The sequence below is a fragment of the Pseudomonas sp. PGPPP4 genome (assembly GCF_002256045.1).
Classification (GTDB): Bacteria; Pseudomonadota; Gammaproteobacteria; order Pseudomonadales; family Pseudomonadaceae; genus Chryseomonas; species Chryseomonas oryzihabitans.
The window spans coordinates 207,136-222,325 of sequence record NZ_NKID01000006.1; the positions used below are offsets into that span (position 1 = coordinate 207,136).

20 protein-coding genes are annotated in these 15,190 nt (G+C 67.0%); 1 reads left to right on the plus strand and 19 read right to left on the minus strand.

The genetic code is table 11. The features are described 5' to 3' along the window. Positions 1-6: 6 nt before the first annotated feature. From hscA to trmJ, 7 genes are all read right to left on the minus strand, one after another. Positions 7-1,866, minus strand: coding sequence for a Fe-S protein assembly chaperone HscA (gene hscA, locus CFE50_RS13310; RefSeq protein WP_169853392.1), 1,860 nt, complete (start codon positions 1,864-1,866; stop codon positions 7-9). A 45-nt stretch (positions 1,867-1,911) separates the two neighbouring features. After that, positions 1,912-2,433, minus strand: a complete 522-nt coding sequence (gene hscB, locus CFE50_RS13315; protein WP_007162421.1) for a co-chaperone HscB — start codon at positions 2,431-2,433, stop codon at positions 1,912-1,914. A gap of 8 nt (positions 2,434-2,441) precedes the next feature. Beyond that, positions 2,442-2,765, minus strand: coding sequence for an iron-sulfur cluster assembly protein IscA (gene iscA, locus CFE50_RS13320; protein WP_007162420.1), 324 nt, complete (start codon positions 2,763-2,765; stop codon positions 2,442-2,444). Between the two features lie 9 nt (positions 2,766-2,774). Next, on the minus strand, positions 2,775-3,161 hold the full coding sequence (iscU, locus tag CFE50_RS13325) for a Fe-S cluster assembly scaffold IscU (RefSeq protein ID WP_007162419.1): 387 nt from the start codon (positions 3,159-3,161) through the stop codon (positions 2,775-2,777). A gap of 29 nt (positions 3,162-3,190) precedes the next feature. Continuing rightward, entirely contained in the window at positions 3,191-4,405 is a 1,215-nt protein-coding gene (locus CFE50_RS13330; protein ID WP_007162418.1) for an IscS subfamily cysteine desulfurase, read from the minus strand. Positions 4,406-4,436: 31 nt separating this feature from the next. Further along, positions 4,437-4,934, minus strand: coding sequence for a Fe-S cluster assembly transcriptional regulator IscR (gene iscR / locus CFE50_RS13335; protein ID WP_007162417.1), 498 nt, complete (start codon positions 4,932-4,934; stop codon positions 4,437-4,439). A gap of 84 nt (positions 4,935-5,018) precedes the next feature. Then, positions 5,019-5,807, minus strand: a complete 789-nt coding sequence (gene trmJ, locus CFE50_RS13340; protein WP_007162416.1) for a tRNA (cytosine(32)/uridine(32)-2'-O)-methyltransferase TrmJ — start codon at positions 5,805-5,807, stop codon at positions 5,019-5,021. Positions 5,808-5,947: 140 nt separating this feature from the next. Here trmJ and suhB point away from each other — a divergent pair, with 140 nt between their 5' ends. Further along, the gene (suhB, locus tag CFE50_RS13345) at positions 5,948-6,763 is read left to right on the plus strand and encodes a type III secretion system regulator SuhB (protein WP_007162415.1); all 816 of its coding nucleotides are present in this window, start codon (positions 5,948-5,950) and stop codon (positions 6,761-6,763) included. 94 nt (positions 6,764-6,857) lie between these two features. Here the strand turns inward: suhB and CFE50_RS13350 are convergent, their stop codons facing one another. The 12 genes from CFE50_RS13350 to pocA form a co-directional block, all read right to left on the minus strand. Then, positions 6,858-7,262, minus strand: coding sequence for a ClpXP protease specificity-enhancing factor (locus CFE50_RS13350; RefSeq protein WP_158892868.1), 405 nt, complete (start codon positions 7,260-7,262; stop codon positions 6,858-6,860). 11 nt (positions 7,263-7,273) lie between these two features. Beyond that, positions 7,274-7,888 carry a glutathione S-transferase N-terminal domain-containing protein gene (locus CFE50_RS13355; protein ID WP_007162413.1) on the minus strand — a complete coding sequence of 205 codons (615 nt, stop codon included), beginning with the start codon at positions 7,886-7,888 and terminating at the stop codon, positions 7,274-7,276. 215 nt (positions 7,889-8,103) lie between these two features. Then, on the minus strand, positions 8,104-8,766 hold the full coding sequence (locus CFE50_RS13360) for a cytochrome c1 (RefSeq protein WP_286734240.1): 663 nt from the start codon (positions 8,764-8,766) through the stop codon (positions 8,104-8,106). Next, the gene (locus CFE50_RS13365) at positions 8,763-9,956 is read right to left on the minus strand and encodes a cytochrome b (protein WP_286734241.1); all 1,194 of its coding nucleotides are present in this window, start codon (positions 9,954-9,956) and stop codon (positions 8,763-8,765) included. Before CFE50_RS13365 ends, CFE50_RS13360 begins: the two co-directional genes overlap by 4 nt. Beyond that, the gene (gene petA / locus CFE50_RS13370; protein ID WP_241809910.1) at positions 9,953-10,525 is read right to left on the minus strand and encodes a ubiquinol-cytochrome c reductase iron-sulfur subunit; all 573 of its coding nucleotides are present in this window, start codon (positions 10,523-10,525) and stop codon (positions 9,953-9,955) included. The genes CFE50_RS13365 and petA overlap by 4 nt, the downstream gene beginning before the upstream one ends. Beyond that, positions 10,522-11,544, minus strand: a complete 1,023-nt coding sequence (gene murB / locus CFE50_RS13375; RefSeq protein ID WP_286734244.1) for a UDP-N-acetylmuramate dehydrogenase — start codon at positions 11,542-11,544, stop codon at positions 10,522-10,524. Before murB ends, petA begins: the two co-directional genes overlap by 4 nt. After that, complete coding sequence (locus CFE50_RS13380; protein ID WP_286734247.1) at positions 11,534-12,007, minus strand: low molecular weight protein-tyrosine-phosphatase; 474 nt, start codon at positions 12,005-12,007, stop codon at positions 11,534-11,536. Before CFE50_RS13380 ends, murB begins: the two co-directional genes overlap by 11 nt. Then, on the minus strand, positions 12,008-12,772 hold the full coding sequence (kdsB, locus tag CFE50_RS13385; RefSeq protein WP_286734249.1) for a 3-deoxy-manno-octulosonate cytidylyltransferase: 765 nt from the start codon (positions 12,770-12,772) through the stop codon (positions 12,008-12,010). Next, positions 12,769-12,954 (minus strand): Trm112 family protein, encoded by a 186-nt coding sequence (locus CFE50_RS13390; protein WP_007162406.1) that lies wholly within the window; start codon positions 12,952-12,954, stop codon positions 12,769-12,771. The genes kdsB and CFE50_RS13390 overlap by 4 nt, the downstream gene beginning before the upstream one ends. Before the next feature lie 14 nt (positions 12,955-12,968). Continuing rightward, complete coding sequence (lpxK, locus tag CFE50_RS13395; RefSeq protein WP_286734254.1) at positions 12,969-13,976, minus strand: tetraacyldisaccharide 4'-kinase; 1,008 nt, start codon at positions 13,974-13,976, stop codon at positions 12,969-12,971. Then, the gene (gene pocB / locus CFE50_RS13400) at positions 13,973-14,413 is read right to left on the minus strand and encodes a flagellar polar localization protein PocB (protein ID WP_007162404.1); all 441 of its coding nucleotides are present in this window, start codon (positions 14,411-14,413) and stop codon (positions 13,973-13,975) included. The genes lpxK and pocB overlap by 4 nt, the downstream gene beginning before the upstream one ends. Continuing rightward, a complete protein-coding gene (gene pocA, locus CFE50_RS13405) occupies positions 14,410-15,045 on the minus strand; it encodes a flagellar polar localization protein PocA (RefSeq protein ID WP_007162403.1) in 636 nt (211 codons plus the stop codon). The genes pocB and pocA overlap by 4 nt, the downstream gene beginning before the upstream one ends. Positions 15,046-15,190 lie beyond the last annotated feature (145 nt).

Below are 15,190 nucleotides of genomic sequence, written 5' to 3' on the forward strand. Positions count from 1 at the left end.
ATGGAACTACTCCTCGATATCGTTGAGACGACGACCCGCCAGGGCCGCCTTGACCGAGGCGTTCATCCGCCGGGCGGCGAAGGCATCGGTTACGTGAGAAAGACGCTTGGTCTGGTCTTCGAGCGCCTGGACGTCGGTGGCGTCCAGCAGCTCGGCCAGCCGGCCGATTTCCAGCTCGATCACCTGACGCTCCTCGGCGTCCAGCAGGCGCTCGCCATCGGCGGCCAGCGCGGCGGTGACCGCCTCGATCAGCCGCCGGGCCTCGACCTGCTGCTCGCGCAGCGCGCGGGCCTGCATGTCGTCTCCGGCATGGCGGAAGGAGTCCTGCAGCATGTTGGCGATCTCGCCATCGGTCAGGCCATAGGACGGCTTGACCTGGACGCTGGCTTCCACGCCGCTGGACAGCTCGCGGGCGCTAACGCCGAGCAGGCCGTCGGCATCGACCTGGAAGGTGACGCGGATCTTGGCGGCCCCGGCGACCATGGGCGGAAAGCCACGCAGCTCGAAGCGCGCCAGGGAACGGGCGTCCTTGACCAGCTCGCGCTCGCCCTGCAGTACATGCACCAGCATGGCGGTCTGGCCGTCGCGATAGGTGGTGAAATCCTGACCCCGCGCCACCGGGATGGTGGTGTTGCGCGGAATGATCTTTTCCATCAGGCCGCCCATGGTCTCGAGTCCCAGGGACAGCGGGATGACGTCCAGCAGCAGCAGTTCTTCGCCTGCGCGGTTGCCGGCCAGGGAATCGGCCTGCAGGGCGGCGCCGATGGCGACCACGCGATCCGGATCGATGTCGGTGAGCGGGGTGCAGTCGAACAGCTCACCCACGGCTTCACGGACATAGGGCACGCGGGTGGAACCGCCGACCATGACCACGGCGCGGATATCCGCCGGCTCCACGTCCGCATCGCGCAGGGCACGGCGACAGGCCTTGAGGCTGCGCGCGACCAGGGGTGCGATGAGTGCCTGGAAGGTGCTGCGTTCCAGCACGCCCGACCAGTCGCCGTGGCTGACCTCGACGCGCTCGGCGGCCGACAGGGCTTCCTTGGCGGCGCAGGCGCTCTGCAGCAGGCGGCGCTGGGTACCTGGATCCAGATCGCTGGACAGCCCGGCCTGCTGCACGATCCAGCCGGCGATGGCGTGATCGAAGTCGTCACCGCCCAGGGCGCTGTCGCCACCGGTGGCCATGACTTCGAAGACACCGCGGGTCAGGCGCAGGATGGAGATATCGAAGGTGCCGCCACCCAGGTCGTAGATGGCGACCACGCCCTCCTCGCCCCGGTCCAGGCCATAGGCCACGGCCGCCGCGGTGGGTTCGTTGAGCAGGCGCAGGACATTCAGGCCGGCCAAGCGGGCCGCGTCCTTGGTCGCCTGACGCTGGGCGTCGTCGAAGTAGGCCGGCACGGTGATGACGGCGCCGACCAGCTCGCCACCCAGGGTGGCTTCGGCGCGCTCGCGCAGCACTCGCAGGATGTCGGCGGAGACCTCTACCGGACTCTTGCGCCCGGCAGCGGTATCGATGAAGGGCATTTCCGATTCACCGGCGACGAAGCGATAGGGCAACTGCTCGCCCAGCTGTTTGACGTCGGCGATGCCACGCCCCATGAGGCGCTTGACGGAAAGAATGGTATTGAAGGGGTCCTGGGCGGCAGCGGCCTTGGCGCCAGCCCCCACCTCCACGCCAGCGGCGGCGTAGCGCACGGCGGACGGCAGGATCACCTCGCCCTGCAGATCGGGCAGGGTCTCGGCCACGCCACTGCGGACGGCGGCCACGAGGGAATTGGTGGTGCCCAGATCGATGCCCACCGCCAGCTTGCGCTGGTGCGGCTTGGGCGCCATTCCGGGTTCGGCTATCTGCAATAGAGCCATTGGCTAGTCGGCTTATGGTTGTCGGTGCCGGAGCGACACCTGTGATTAATCGTCCAGACGCTCTTCGAGCTGGCGGATCTCGCTGGCCAGCTTGTCGAGAAACTGCATGCGACGGACCAAGCGCTCGGCAGACTCGCGCTGGGCGGGATCCTGCCAGATCGCGGCGAAGGCCTGCTCGATGTCACGCTGCGCATCCTTGAGGCGCTGGCGGAAGGCGGGAATGCCCGCGCTGTCGCCGGCGTCCTGCAGGTCTTCCAACTCCTCGCGCCACTGCAATTGCTGCATGAGGAAGTCGGTGTCCTGGATGGTCGCCTCGAGCGGCATCTCGTGCCCTTCGAGCTCCAGCAGATAGCGCGCGCGGCGCGACGGAGCGCGCAACACGTGATAGGCCTCGTTGAGCTCGGCCGACCGCTCCAGCGCCTGGCGCCGTTCGCGCTCCGGCGCATCGGCGAAGCGATCCGGATGGACCGTGCGGGCCAGATCGCGATAGCGCGAGGCCAGACCCGCCTGATCGATCTCGAAGGCGGGCTTGATCTCGAACAGGGCGAAGTGACAGGGCTTACCCATGGCGGGCCTCAGATGTTGAAGCTTTCGCCGCAGCCACACTCGCCACGCACGTTGGGATTGTTGAACTTGAAGCCCTCGTTGAGGCCTTCACGCACGAAATCCAGCTCGGTGCCGTCCAGGTAGACCAGGCTCTTGGGGTCGATGATGACCTTGACGCCATGGCTTTCGAACACCTGGTCCTCGGCCGCGAATTCATCGACGAACTCGAGTACGTAGGCCAGTCCCGAGCAGCCCGTGGTACGAACGCCCAGGCGGATGCCCTCACCCTTGCCGCGTCCGTCGAGGGAACGCTGCACGTGGCGGGCGGCGGACTCGGTCATGCTGATCGCCATGGTTCCTCCTCAGAGCAGGCCTTTCTTCTGCTTGTAGTCGCTGACCGCCGCCTTGATGGCGTCTTCGGCGAGTACCGAGCAGTGGATCTTCACCGGCGGCAGGGCCAGTTCCTCGGCGATCATGCTGTTCTTGATCGACGCCGCTTCCTCGATGCTCTTGCCCTTCATCCACTCGGTGGCCAGGGAGCTGGAGGCGATGGCAGAGCCGCAGCCGTAGGTCTTGAACTTGGCATCTTCAATGATGCCCTGCTCGTTGACCTTGATCTGCAGGCGCATCACGTCGCCGCACGCGGGAGCGCCGACCATGCCGGTGCCGACATCCGGATCGGCCGCGTCGAACTTGCCGACGTTGCGCGGATTTTCGTAGTGGTCGATGACCTTTTCACTGTATGCCATGGTTCAATCCTCACTCATCAGGGGGTGGGTCAGTGGGCTTGCCACTCGACCTGACTCAGGTCTACGCCTTCTTTGAACATGTCCCACAGCGGAGACAATTCACGCAACTTGTTGACGGCTTCGGTGACCTTGCTCGCGGCATAGTCGACGTCTTCTTCGGTGGTGAAGCGACCGAAGGTGAAGCGAATGGAGCTGTGCGCCAGCTCGTCGTTGCGGCCCAGGGCGCGCAGGACGTAGGACGGCTCCAGGGAGGCCGAGGTACAGGCCGAACCGGACGAGACCGCCAGGTCCTTGAGCGCCATGATCAGCGACTCGCCTTCGACGTAGTTGAAGCTCAGGTTCAGGTTGTGCGGCACACGGTGGATCAGGCTGCCGTTGAGGTAGACCTCTTCCAGGCCTTCGAACTGCCGGTAGAAGCGATCGCTCAGGGCCTTGATGCGGGCATTTTCCTGGACCATCTCTTCCTTGGCGATGCGGAAGGCTTCGCCCATGCCGACGATCTGGTGGGTCGCCAGGGTACCAGAACGCATGCCACGCTCATGACCGCCACCATGGGTCTGGGCCTCGATACGCACGCGCGGCTTGCGGCGGACGTAGAGGGCACCGATACCCTTGGGACCGTAGGTCTTGTGCGCCGAGAAGGACATCATGTCGACCTTGAGCTTTTCCAGATCGATCTCGACCTTGCCGGTGGACTGGGCGGCATCGACGTGGAAGAGCACGCCACGGGAGCGGGTCAGTTCGCCGATGGCGGCGATGTCGTTGACGGTACCGATCTCGTTGTTGACGTGCATGATGGACACCAGGGTGGTGTCATCACGCAGGGCCGCCTCGACCATCTCGGGGGTGATCAGGCCGTCTTCGCCCGGCTCGAGGTAGGTGACCTCGAAACCTTCGCGCTCGAGCTGGCGGGTGGTGTCCAGCACCGCCTTGTGCTCGATCTTGGAGGTGATCAGGTGCTTGCCCTTGTTCTGGTAGAAGTGCGCGGCGCCCTTGATGGCCAGGTTGTCGGACTCGGTGGCACCCGAGGTCCAGACGATCTCGCGCGGGTCGGCGTTGACCAGTTCGGCCACCTGACGACGGGCGTTTTCCACGGCTTCCTCGGCCTTCCAGCCGAACAGGTGGGAGCGCGATGCGGGGTTGCCAAAGTTGCCGTCCACCAGCAGGCACTCGCTCATCTTCTGAGCGACGCGCGGATCGACGGGGGTGGTGGCGGAATAGTCTAGGTAGATCGGCAATTTCATCGGTTACTCCTAATCAGACGGGCGTCTCTGCTCAGTCGATGGTGGACGCTTCGATTTTTTCGACCGCTAAAGGCGATTGCTTGCTGGCACAGGCCTTGGTGTCCTGACGCTTGGCAACCTGCTGGATCTCGTTGCGGGCGACCAGGTCGGCCAGGGTGATGCCACTGAGGAAGGTGTGGATCTGATCGCTCAGGTCGCACCATAGGTGGTGGGTCAGGCAGGTGTCACCCTGGTGACAACCCCCACTGCCCTGGCAGCGGGTGGCATCCACGGATTCGTTGACGGCATCGATCACCTGGGCGACATGGATACCGCCCATGTCGCGCGCCAGCTGGTAGCCGCCGCCGGGACCGCGCACGCTGTTGACCAGCGAGCCGCGGCGCAGCCGGGCAAACAGCTGCTCAAGATAGGACAGCGAGATGCCCTGCCGCTCGGAAATGTCGGCCAGCGACACCGGGCCCCGCTGGGCATGCAGCGCCAGGTCGAGCATGGCGGTTACGGCATAGCGGCCTTTGGTGGTCAGTCTCATGACGAACTCGAGCGGGTTGCATCGGATGACCCCGATTATCGGATTCCCGACAAAAAAGGTCAACTTTAAAACCGACCAAATCACTCAGGCATTATCTATCGGGGGGATAGTTCGCGGATGGGATTCGCCCCGGGCGGCCTTCTGGGTTTCGGTGAGGATGCCGCGCAGGATGTTCATCTCCAGCTTGCTGATGCCGGCCCGGCCGTAGAGGCGGCGCAGGCGACTCATCAGATGACGCGGCTTGGCCGGATCGAGGAAGCCGATCTCCACCAGGGTCTGCTCCAGGTGCTCGTAATAGAGCTCCAGCTCCTCCACCGTCACCGGCTGGGTGTTGAGCATGGCGGTGGCCTCGACCTTGTTCATCTTGGTCGGCTGGTTCTGCGCCGCGAGCCAGGCCATGCGCACCTCGTACACCAGCACCTGGACCGCCGCGGCGAGGTTGAGCGAGCCGAAGGCCGGGTCCGAGGGGATGTGCACATGGTAGTGGCAGCGCTGCAGCTCCTCGTTGGTGAGGCCGGCGTATTCGCGACCGAACACCAGGGCCACCTCGCCGCCCTGCTCCACCTGGGCCAGGGAGGTGGTGGCGCATTCGCGCGGATCCAGCAGCGGCCAGGGGATGCGGCGATCGCGGGCGCTGGTGCCCAGCACCAGACTGCAGCCGGTCAGGGCCTCTTCCAGGGTGTCGACGACGAGGGCGGCGTCGAGCACGTCATTGGCCCCGGAGGCGCGGGCATTGGCCTCGCCGCTGGGAAAGTCCTCGGGATCGACCAGGTAGAGGCGCGACAGGCCCATGTTCTTCATTGCCCGGGCGGCACCGCCGATGTTGCCGGGATGGCTGGTATTGACCAGAACGACGCGGATGTTGTTCAGCACGTGGCTATCCTCGAGCGGACGCGGGAAATCGGCGCCGTATACTACGCCCACACGCGCCCGCTTGCCACGAATACCCCTTCCAGTGCCGCGAAGTCTGCTATCATTGCCGGCTTTCCTTATACAACCCAGGTGATTTATCCATGCAGCCCATGCTGAACATCGCACTGCGCGCGGCCCGCAGCGCCGGTGAACTGATTTTCCGTTCGATTGAGCGCCTGGACGTGATCGCCGTCGACGAAAAAGGCGCCAACGACTTCGTCTCCGAAGTCGACCGGGCCGCCGAGCAGACCATCCTCGCCACCCTGCGCAAGGCCTACCCCACCCATGGTTTCTACGGTGAGGAATCCGGCTACCTGGCGGGCGAAGGCGAAGGCGCCGACTACGTCTGGATCGTCGACCCGCTGGACGGCACCACCAACTTCATCCGTGGCGTCCCGCACTTCTCGGTGAGCATCGCCTGCAAGTACAAGGGCCGCCTGGAGCACGCCGTGGTCCTGGATCCGGTGCGTCAGGAAGAATTCACCGCCAGCCGTGGCCGCGGTGCCGCCCTGAACGGCCGCCGCATCCGCGTCACCAACAGACGCAGCCTGGAAGGCGCCCTGCTGGGTACCGGCTTTCCCTTCCGTGCCAATGACGTCGATCACCTGGACAACTACCTGGGCATGTTCCGCAGCCTGATCGGCCAGACCGCCGGCATCCGCCGCGCCGGCTCCGCCGCCCTGGACCTGGCCTATGTCGCCGCCGGTCGTTTCGACGCCTTCTGGGAAATGGGGCTGTCGGAGTGGGACATGGCCGCCGGCGCCCTGCTGGTGCAGGAAGCCGGTGGTCTGATCGGTGACTTCAACGGTGGCCACGACTTCCTCGAGAAGGGCCACATCGTCGCCGGCAACCCCAAGTGCTTCCGCGGCCTGCTGACCCAGATCCAGCCGCACCTGCCGGCCTCGCTCAAGCGCTGAGTTCGCCTGGCTTACGAAAAAGCCCCTGCCGGCCATGCCGACAGGGGCTTTTTCCTGCCTGCCGCAAAGAGACCTTGCGGCAGGCCGGCAGGGCTCACTTGACCACTTTCAGACTCGGCCGCGCCGGTGCCGGCTTGGGCGCCTCGGGCTTGCTGCCGCCGTTGTCGGGACCCTGGTCATCCGGCGGGCTGGGCTCGCTGTCGAAGACCATGCCCTGGCCGTTCTCCCGGGCGTAGATGGCCAGGATGGCGCCGATCGGGACATAGAGGTTGTAGGCCACGCCGCCGAAGCGGCCGTTGAAGCTCACCGCCTCGTTGTCCATGTGCAGGTCGCGCACGGCACTGGGCGAGGCGTTCAGCACGATCTGGCCGTCGTTGGCATAGCCCGGCGGCACGCGCACCTCGGCGTAGTCGGCATTGACCAGCAGATGGGGCGTGCAGTCGTTGTCCACGATCCACTCATAGAGCGCGCGGACCAGGTAGGGGCGACTGGAATTCATGGGGTTCTCCTCTAGCGCATCTCACGCTCGGTGACCGAAAGACTGGATCGGAAACTGTCGCGCGCGAACATGCGATCCATGTAGTCCTGCAGCGGCTTGGCGGCCCGGGGCAATTCGACGCCCAGGCGCGGCAGACGCCACAGGATGGGGAGCAGGCAACAGTCCACCAGGGAAAAGTCGTCGCTCAGGAAAAAGGGTTTTTCCGCGAAGATCGGCGCCACGCCGGTCAGGCTCTCCCGCAGTTCCTTGCGTGCGGTGGCGAGGTCGGCGCCCGGCGCGGCCTGCAGGATGGCGTCCACCAGGCTGCACCAGTCACGGCCGATGCGGTGCATCAGCAGTCGCGACTGGCCACGGGTGACCGGATAGGCCGGCAGCAGCGGCGGATGCGGATAGCGTTCCTCGAGGTACTCCATGAGCACCTCGGTGCCATAGAGCACCAGGTCGCGATCCATCAGCGTCGGCACGGTACCGTAGGGATTGTGCTCGGCCAGCTGCCGCGGACACTCGCCCCGGCGCACGGCGATCAGTTCGCACTCGACGTTCTTTTCCGCCAGGATCAGACGGATGCGGTGGCTGTAGTGATCCTCGGGATCATGGAAACAGGTCAGGCGGGTTATGGCGCCCATGGGTCCCTCCCCGTTGGGGGCGAAGCTGCAAAGGAGGGATTATCTCGCACCTTGCCATCCGACACCTAGGCTTTGTCTGAAAACTGCCTGCGCATCGGTGGTGCTGCGTTAAAAATCAGCTCGGAATGCTCATTTACCCTTTGTAAATTCCGCTTCCTCGCTGATTTTTGCCTTGCCTCACCTTCGCTCGGCGACTTTTCAGACAAGCCTCCGTCTCACCGCTCACTGCCGGGCAATCGCCGCCAGAATTCGCGCTTGAGCCAGAAGGCCAGGACGGCGAACAGCAGCAGATAGCCCAGCACCCAGGGCGCGAGGCGCCAGGCCAGGCTGCGCTCGGGCGCGGCGGAATAACCGAGGTAGGCGACCAGATCGTCGACGGTGCGCGCGAATTGCTCGGGTGTCTGGGCGCCGCTGCCGGGCTCCAGACGCAGCACGCAGCGTCCCGCGCTGCAGTCGCGCACCTGGCGGCCGCGCAGGGCGGCCAGGACATCGGGCATGCGGGTACCGGGTGCCCTGAGGTTGTCGACCCCGAGCGGCCGACCCGGTGCCACATAGAATTCCTGCAGGAAGGCGCGCAGCCAGGCCTCGCCGCGCACCGCGGCGATCAGGGTGAGATCCGGCGGTACGCTGCCAAAGGCACGCCGGGCGTCCTCGGGCTTGAGCAGCCCGAGCATGGGTGCGCTGGCGGTGCGCCCGGGCGCCCAGCTGGCGAGGTCGAGGTGGAGATCGGCGGCCACCCGGTCGAAGCGCTGGTACTCCTGGCCATGGCAGGCCAGGCAATAGCGGCCGAAGCTGATGGCACCGGCCCGGGGATCGCCTTCGGCGCCCAGGGCCAGACCACTGCACAGCAGCAGGACCAGCAGCAGAGCGCGACTCATGACCGGGACTCCGCTGGCGTACGCGGACGACCCAGCCTGCTGTACCAGGGCATGCCCAGCAGGCCGATGAAATAGACACCCGCCGCCAGGCGCGCCAGCAGCAGGCGCCCTTCGGTCAGGGCGACCACGCCCAGCACGCCTAGGGCGACAAAGGCCAGGCAGGCCAGGTACAGCCCCAATCGCGCCGGCCAGGCCTTGCGGCGGACCGAGCGGACCGGACTGCGATCCAGCCAGGGCAGCACGAACAGCAGGGCGATGGCCAGGGCCGCCAGGCCGAGACCGCCGGCCTTGCTCGGCACCGCGCGCAGCAGCGCATAGAAGGGGGCCAGGTACCAGGGCGGCGCGATGTGCGCGGGGGTCACCAGCGGATCGGCCGGCTGCTGGTTGGCCGGTTCCAGCACCAGGCCGCCCAGGTCCGGCGCCAGCAGCACCACGGCGAGAAAGACCAGCAGGAAGACCGCCAGGCCGCAGAGGTCCTTGAGCGTCAGATAGGGGTGGAAAGGCACCCCGGCGGCACCGCGGACATCGCGTTCATCGCCCTCGGGATTGTTCGAGCCGGTCTGGCGCAGGGCGAGGACATGCAGGCTCACCAGCGCCAGGATCAGCAGCGGCAGCCCGACCACATGCAGGGCCTGGAAGCGTCTCAGGGTGGCGTCGGACGGTACCACTCCGCCGCGCAGCAGGTCGGCCAGGGTCGGGCCCACCAGGGGCAGCGCCTCGATCGCGCTCAGGGACACCTGGGCGCCCCAGTAGGAGAGCTGGCCCCAGGGCAGCAGATAGCCGAAGAAGGCCTGGGCCAGCAGGAGCAGATAGAGCAGCACGCCAAAGCTCCAGACCAGCTCCCGCGGCGCGCGATAGGAGCCATAGAGCAGGCCGCGCAGCAGGTGCAGATAGAGGCAGACGAACAGCGCCGAGGCACCCACCGCATGCAGATAGCGGATCAGCCAGCCGAAGGGCACTTCGCGCATGAACAGCTGAACCGAGGCGAAGGCACCCTTCACGGTGGGTTCATAGCCGAACAGCAGCCAGAGTCCGGTCAGCACCTGCAGCGCCAGGATGAAGAGCAACAGCGAGCCGAACAGATAGAAGACGTTGAGATTGCGCGGCACCCGGTAGTCGCTGAGGTGTCGGCGCCAGAAGGCGCCGATCGGCAGCCGTCGCTCCAGCCAGCCGGGCTCCCTGTCCCTCATGCCGCGCCCTCCCCGTCACTGCCGATCACCAGCAGGCTTTCGCCTTTGAAGTGATAGGGAGGCACGGCCAGATTCAGGGGTGCCGGCTGGTCGCGATAGACACGCCCGGCGAGATCGAACCGGGAGCCATGGCAGGGGCACAGATAGCCTTGGTTCGTGGTTGCGGTGTCCAGCGAGGGAATACAGCTCAGGTGGGTGCAGATGGCGGTGACCACGAAGATGTCCGGCCGCCGCGATCTCAGCCGTGGATCCACATAGGGCGGTTGGCTGGATTCCCGGGAATCCGGATCGGCGAGTCCGGCCTGGTCGGCCAGCAGACGGGCCTGGTCCGCCGCGCTGCGGCGCAGCACGCAGACCGGCTGGCCGCGCCACTGCACCGTGAGTTGCTCGCCTTCGCGCAGGGTCTTGAGATCCACCTCGACCGGCGCCGCCGCCACCTCCGCCGAACGGCTGGGCCGCAGGGCGCAGACGAAGGGCACGCTACCCGCCACCAGTCCCAGGCCGCCGACGGCGGAGGTGGTGGCGATCAGCAGGCGGCGGCGTTGGGCATCGGGGGCGTCGTCGGTCACGTCAGGCTTCCCGGCTCCATCTCCAGCGTCACGCCGAAGCGCTCGCGCACCGAGGCGCGGATGCGCTCGGCCAGGGCCAGGACGTCGCGGCTGCGGGCGCCGCCGAAGTTGACCAGCACCAGTGCCTGGGCGGCATGCACCCCCACGGCGCCATCGCGATGACCGCGCCAGCCGGCCTGGTCGATGAGCCAGCCGGCGGCCAGCTTGACGCTGCCATCGGCCTGCGGATAGGTCGGCAGACCTGGATAGCGCTCATGCAGCGCTTTGGCTTCGGCGGCGGTCACCACCGGGTTCTTGAAGAAGCTGCCGGCATTGCCCAGCACCGCCGGGTCGGGCAGTTTGCTCTGGCGGATGCTGCAGATGGCCGCGCTGACGGCCTCGGGGGTTGGCTGCGTGACGCCCGCCTCGGTCAGGGCCTGGCGCACCGGACCGTAGTCCAGCACCAGCTGCGGCTGACGACTGAGGTGGAAGCGCACCCGCAGCACGATCCAGCGACCAGCCTCGGCCTTGAAGCGACTCTCGCGGTAGGCGAAGGCGCAATCGGCAGGACTGAGGTCATGGAGTTCGCCGCTGTGGCGATCGAGCGCCGTGACGCTGGCGCACCTGTCCTTCAATTCGACGCCATAGGCGCCGATGTTCTGGATCGGCGAGGCACCCACGGTGCCCGGGATCAGGCTGAGATTTTCCAGGCCGTACCAGCCGTTGGCCAGGGTGGCCATGACGAAGGGGTGCCAGGGCTCGCCGGCTTCGGCTTCCACCAGCAGGACATCGCCCTCCTCCGCCAGCAGGCGGATGCCGCGCGAGGTCAGCCGCACTACCAGGCCCTCGACCCGTTCGGGCAGGACCAGGTTGCTGCCACCGCCCAGCACCCGCAGGGGCACTTCCAGTTGCCGAGCCAGCGCCAGGGCCTCACGGACCTCGGCGTCACTGGCGGCTTCCAGATAGCGGTCGGCTTCCGCCACCAGGCCAAAGGTATTGAGGCCCTGTAGCGGGACCTGCTGTTGCAGCTCAGCGACCATGACGGGCAGCCACCTCGGCGACCAGGCCATCGCAGGCGCTTTCCAGCAGGTCGAGGACCCGCTCGAAGCCGGCTGCGCCGCCGTAATAGGGATCGGGCACCTCGTCCACCGCCAGGCCCTGGCGCGCCAGGAAGAGTTCGGGGACCGCGCCTGCACCCGGACGCAACTGTTCCAGCCAGGCGAGGTTGTCCTGATCCATGGCCAGGATCAGGTCGAAGCGCTGGAAATCGTCCTTGGCGACCTGGCGCGCGCGCAGGTCGCCGATGTCATAGCCGCGACCCGCCGCGGCCTGGATGGCGCGGGCATCCGGTGCCTTGCCGACATGCCAGTCACCGGTGCCGGCCGAGTCCAGCTCCACCGCCTCGGCCAGGCCCGCGGCGTGCAGCTTGGCCCTGAGGATGCCTTCGGCGGTGGGCGAGCGGCAGATGTTGCCCATGCAGACGAACAGGATGCGCAGGGTCATCTAGGCTCCCAGCAGGCGACGGACGCGCTCGAGGTCTTCCTGGGTATCCACGCCGGCCTGGGGCGCTTCCAGGGCATCGGCGACATGGATGCGCACGCCGTGCCAGAGGGCGCGCAGTTGCTCCAGGGCTTCGGTCTCTTCCAGGGCGCAGGGACCCCAGCTGACGAAATCGGAGAGGAAGCCGGCGCGATAGGCATAAATGCCGATGTGGCGGCGATAGGGAAAGCCCTGGGGCAGCTGCGCGCGATCAGCGGCAAAGGCATTGCGCGCCCAGGGCAGCGGCGCCCGGCTGAAGGTCAGCGCCAGGCCGTTCACGTCGGTGCTCACCTTGACCACATTGGGATTGAACAGGCTGTCGACGTCACTGATCGGCTCGGCCAGGGTGGCCACCCCGGCTTCGGGATGGGCGGCGAGATTGCCCGCCACCTGGTCGATCACCGCCGGTGGAATCAGCGGCTCGTCGCCCTGGACGTTGACCACCAGGGCGTCGTTGGCCAGGCCGAGCAATTCGGCCACCTCGGCCAGGCGATCGGTGCCCGAGGCATGGTCGGCGCGGGTCAGCAGGACCCGAGCGCCAAAGCCTTCGCAGGCACGCAGGATATCGTCGTGGTCGGTCGCCACCACCACCTGCTCGGCGCCGCTGCGCCGGGCCTGCTCCCAGACGTGCTGGATCATCGGCTTGCCGGCGATGTCGAGCAGCGGCTTGTTGGGCAGCCGGGTGCTGGCCAGTCGCGCCGGAATGACGACGGTGAAGGCGGTGCTCATTTATCCAGACGCTCGTCCGTGGTGATGATGCGCGCCTCGCTTTCCAGCATCACCGGGATGCCGTCGCGAATCGGGAAGGCCAGGCCGGCGGCCTTGCTGATGAGCTCGGTCTTGTCGTCGCTCAAGATCAGCGGGCTCTTGGTCAGGGGGCAGGCGAGGATGTCCAGCAGCTTGAGATCCATGGGCAGAGGTTCCGTCAGTGAGAGTGTTCGGGCAGGAGGCGGTCGAGACGCCCGTCCAGCCAGGCGACGAAGGCGGCCGAGGGCTGGGCGTCCACCGCCAGGTACCACCAGTCGGCGGCGGCGAAGGACCGGCACTTGACCGCATCCTTCTCGGTCATCACCAGCGGCAGCGCGGGGGTGAAGGTCAGGTCCGCGGCGCTGTAGGTGGCGTGATCGGCGAAGGCATGGGGCAACGGCTGCCAGTGTAGTCCTTCGAGGGTGGCGAAGAAACGCCCGGGGTTGCCGATGCCGGCCAGGGCGTGCAGGCGCTGCCCCGGCGGAAAGAAATTCAGCGGTCGCGTCTCGCCGCTGCGCAGATTGACCAGGGCACTGGGCTGCAGGGTCAGGCCGAAGCCGTCGGCCGGATCGACCGCGGCGCCGTTGTGGATCACGGCGTCCACCTCGGCCAGGCGCTCCAGGGGTTCGCGCAGGGGACCGGCCGGCAGGCAGCGGCCGTTGCCGAAGCCGCGCGCCGCATCGACCATCACCAGCTCCAGGTCGCGGGCCAGGCGATAGTGCTGCAGGCCGTCGTCGCTGAGGATGACATCGAGCGATTCTTCGGCGAGCAGGCGTTCGACGGCGCGACCGCGGTCGGGATCCGTCACCAGCGCCACCCCGGTGCGCTGCACGATCAACAGCGGTTCGTCGCCGGCGACGGCGGCGGTGTCGCCGGCCCGCACCCGCCAGGGCAGACTCGGCGGCGTGGCGCCATAGCCGCGGCTGACCACCCCGACCTTGAGCCCGCGGGCGCGCAGATGGCCGATCAGCCAGAGGATCATGGGCGTCTTGCCGGTACCGCCCACGGTGAGATTGCCCACCACGATGACCGGCACCGGCGCGCGATGGATGCTGCCCTGCCCCGCCAGGAAACGCTGGCGCTTGCGCCGGGCGACCTGGCGATAGAGGGCTTCGAGCGGCGCCAGCAGGCCCAGGGCCGGATGCCCCTGGTACCAGGCGCGGACCAGGCGCTCGCCCAGGCTCACGGCCGTTTCGCCTGGGCCTCGAGGGTGGTGATGCGCAACTGGCTGAAACCCAGCTTGCCGGCAGCGTCCATGGCCATGACCACTGCCTGGTGGGTGGCGCGGCCATCGGCGGTGATCACCAGCGGCAGGCTGTTGTCACCGCCGGATTCCCGCTGCAGCGCGGTGGTCAGGCCGGTCAGGTCGTTGCGCGCCAGAGTCTGGCCGTTGAGCGCCATCTGGCCTTCGGCGGTGATGCTGATCTCCAGGATCTTGCCCTGGTTGGCCGCCGCGGCGGCGCTGTCGGCCTCGGGCAGTTCGATCTTCAGCTGGCTGGGCTTGCTGAAGGTCGCGGTCACCACGAAGAACAGCAGCAGGACGAAGATGACGTCGATAAAGGACGCCAGGTTGATATAGACCTCTTCGCGAGCGGCGCCCCCGGCGCGGCGACGGAATTTCACGCCGGAGCTCCTTCGCGGACGTCCACTTCGCGATCGCCGTGAAGGATGTCCACCAGCTTGACCGCTTCCTGCTCCATGCCGACCACCAGCTCATCGACCCGGCGCAGCAGGTAGCGATGGAAGAACACCGCGGGAATCGCCACCAGCAGGCCGGTGGCGGTGGTGACCAGGGCCTTGGAGATGCCGCCGGCGAGGATGGGCGCATTGGCCATGCCGTCGTTCATGAAGGCGCTGAAGATGTCGATCATGCCGAACACCGTACCCAGCAGGCCCATCAGGGGCGCCAGGGCGGCGATGCTGCCGAGGGTGTTGAGGTAGCGCTCGAGGTCGTGCACCACGCGGCTGCCGGCTTCCTCGATGGCTTCCTTCATGATGTCGCGGCCATGGCGGGAATTGGCCAGGCCTGCGGCGAGGATGTCGCCCAGGGGCGAGCCGGCGCGCAATTCGCGCAGCCGCTCGGCATTGAGCTGCTTGTCCTGGATCCAGCGCCAGACCTGGGCGAGCAGCGTCGGCGGTGCGACCCGGCTGCGCCTGAGGGTCCACAGCCGCTCGGCGATGATGGCCGTGGCCAGGATGGAACTGAGGATGATCGGCAGCATCATCCAGCCGCCCGCTTTGACCATTTCGAACACGAGACCGTTACCCCCGCCGCAAAATGCGGCCACTCTAGCACGAACGCCGGATAGCCTGTTCAAGGGCTCGCGAGCTGGAGAAGGCGAAAGACCTGAGGAAGCGGATCGGACCCGCGCACGGGTTTACGAAGGGTAAATGAGCATT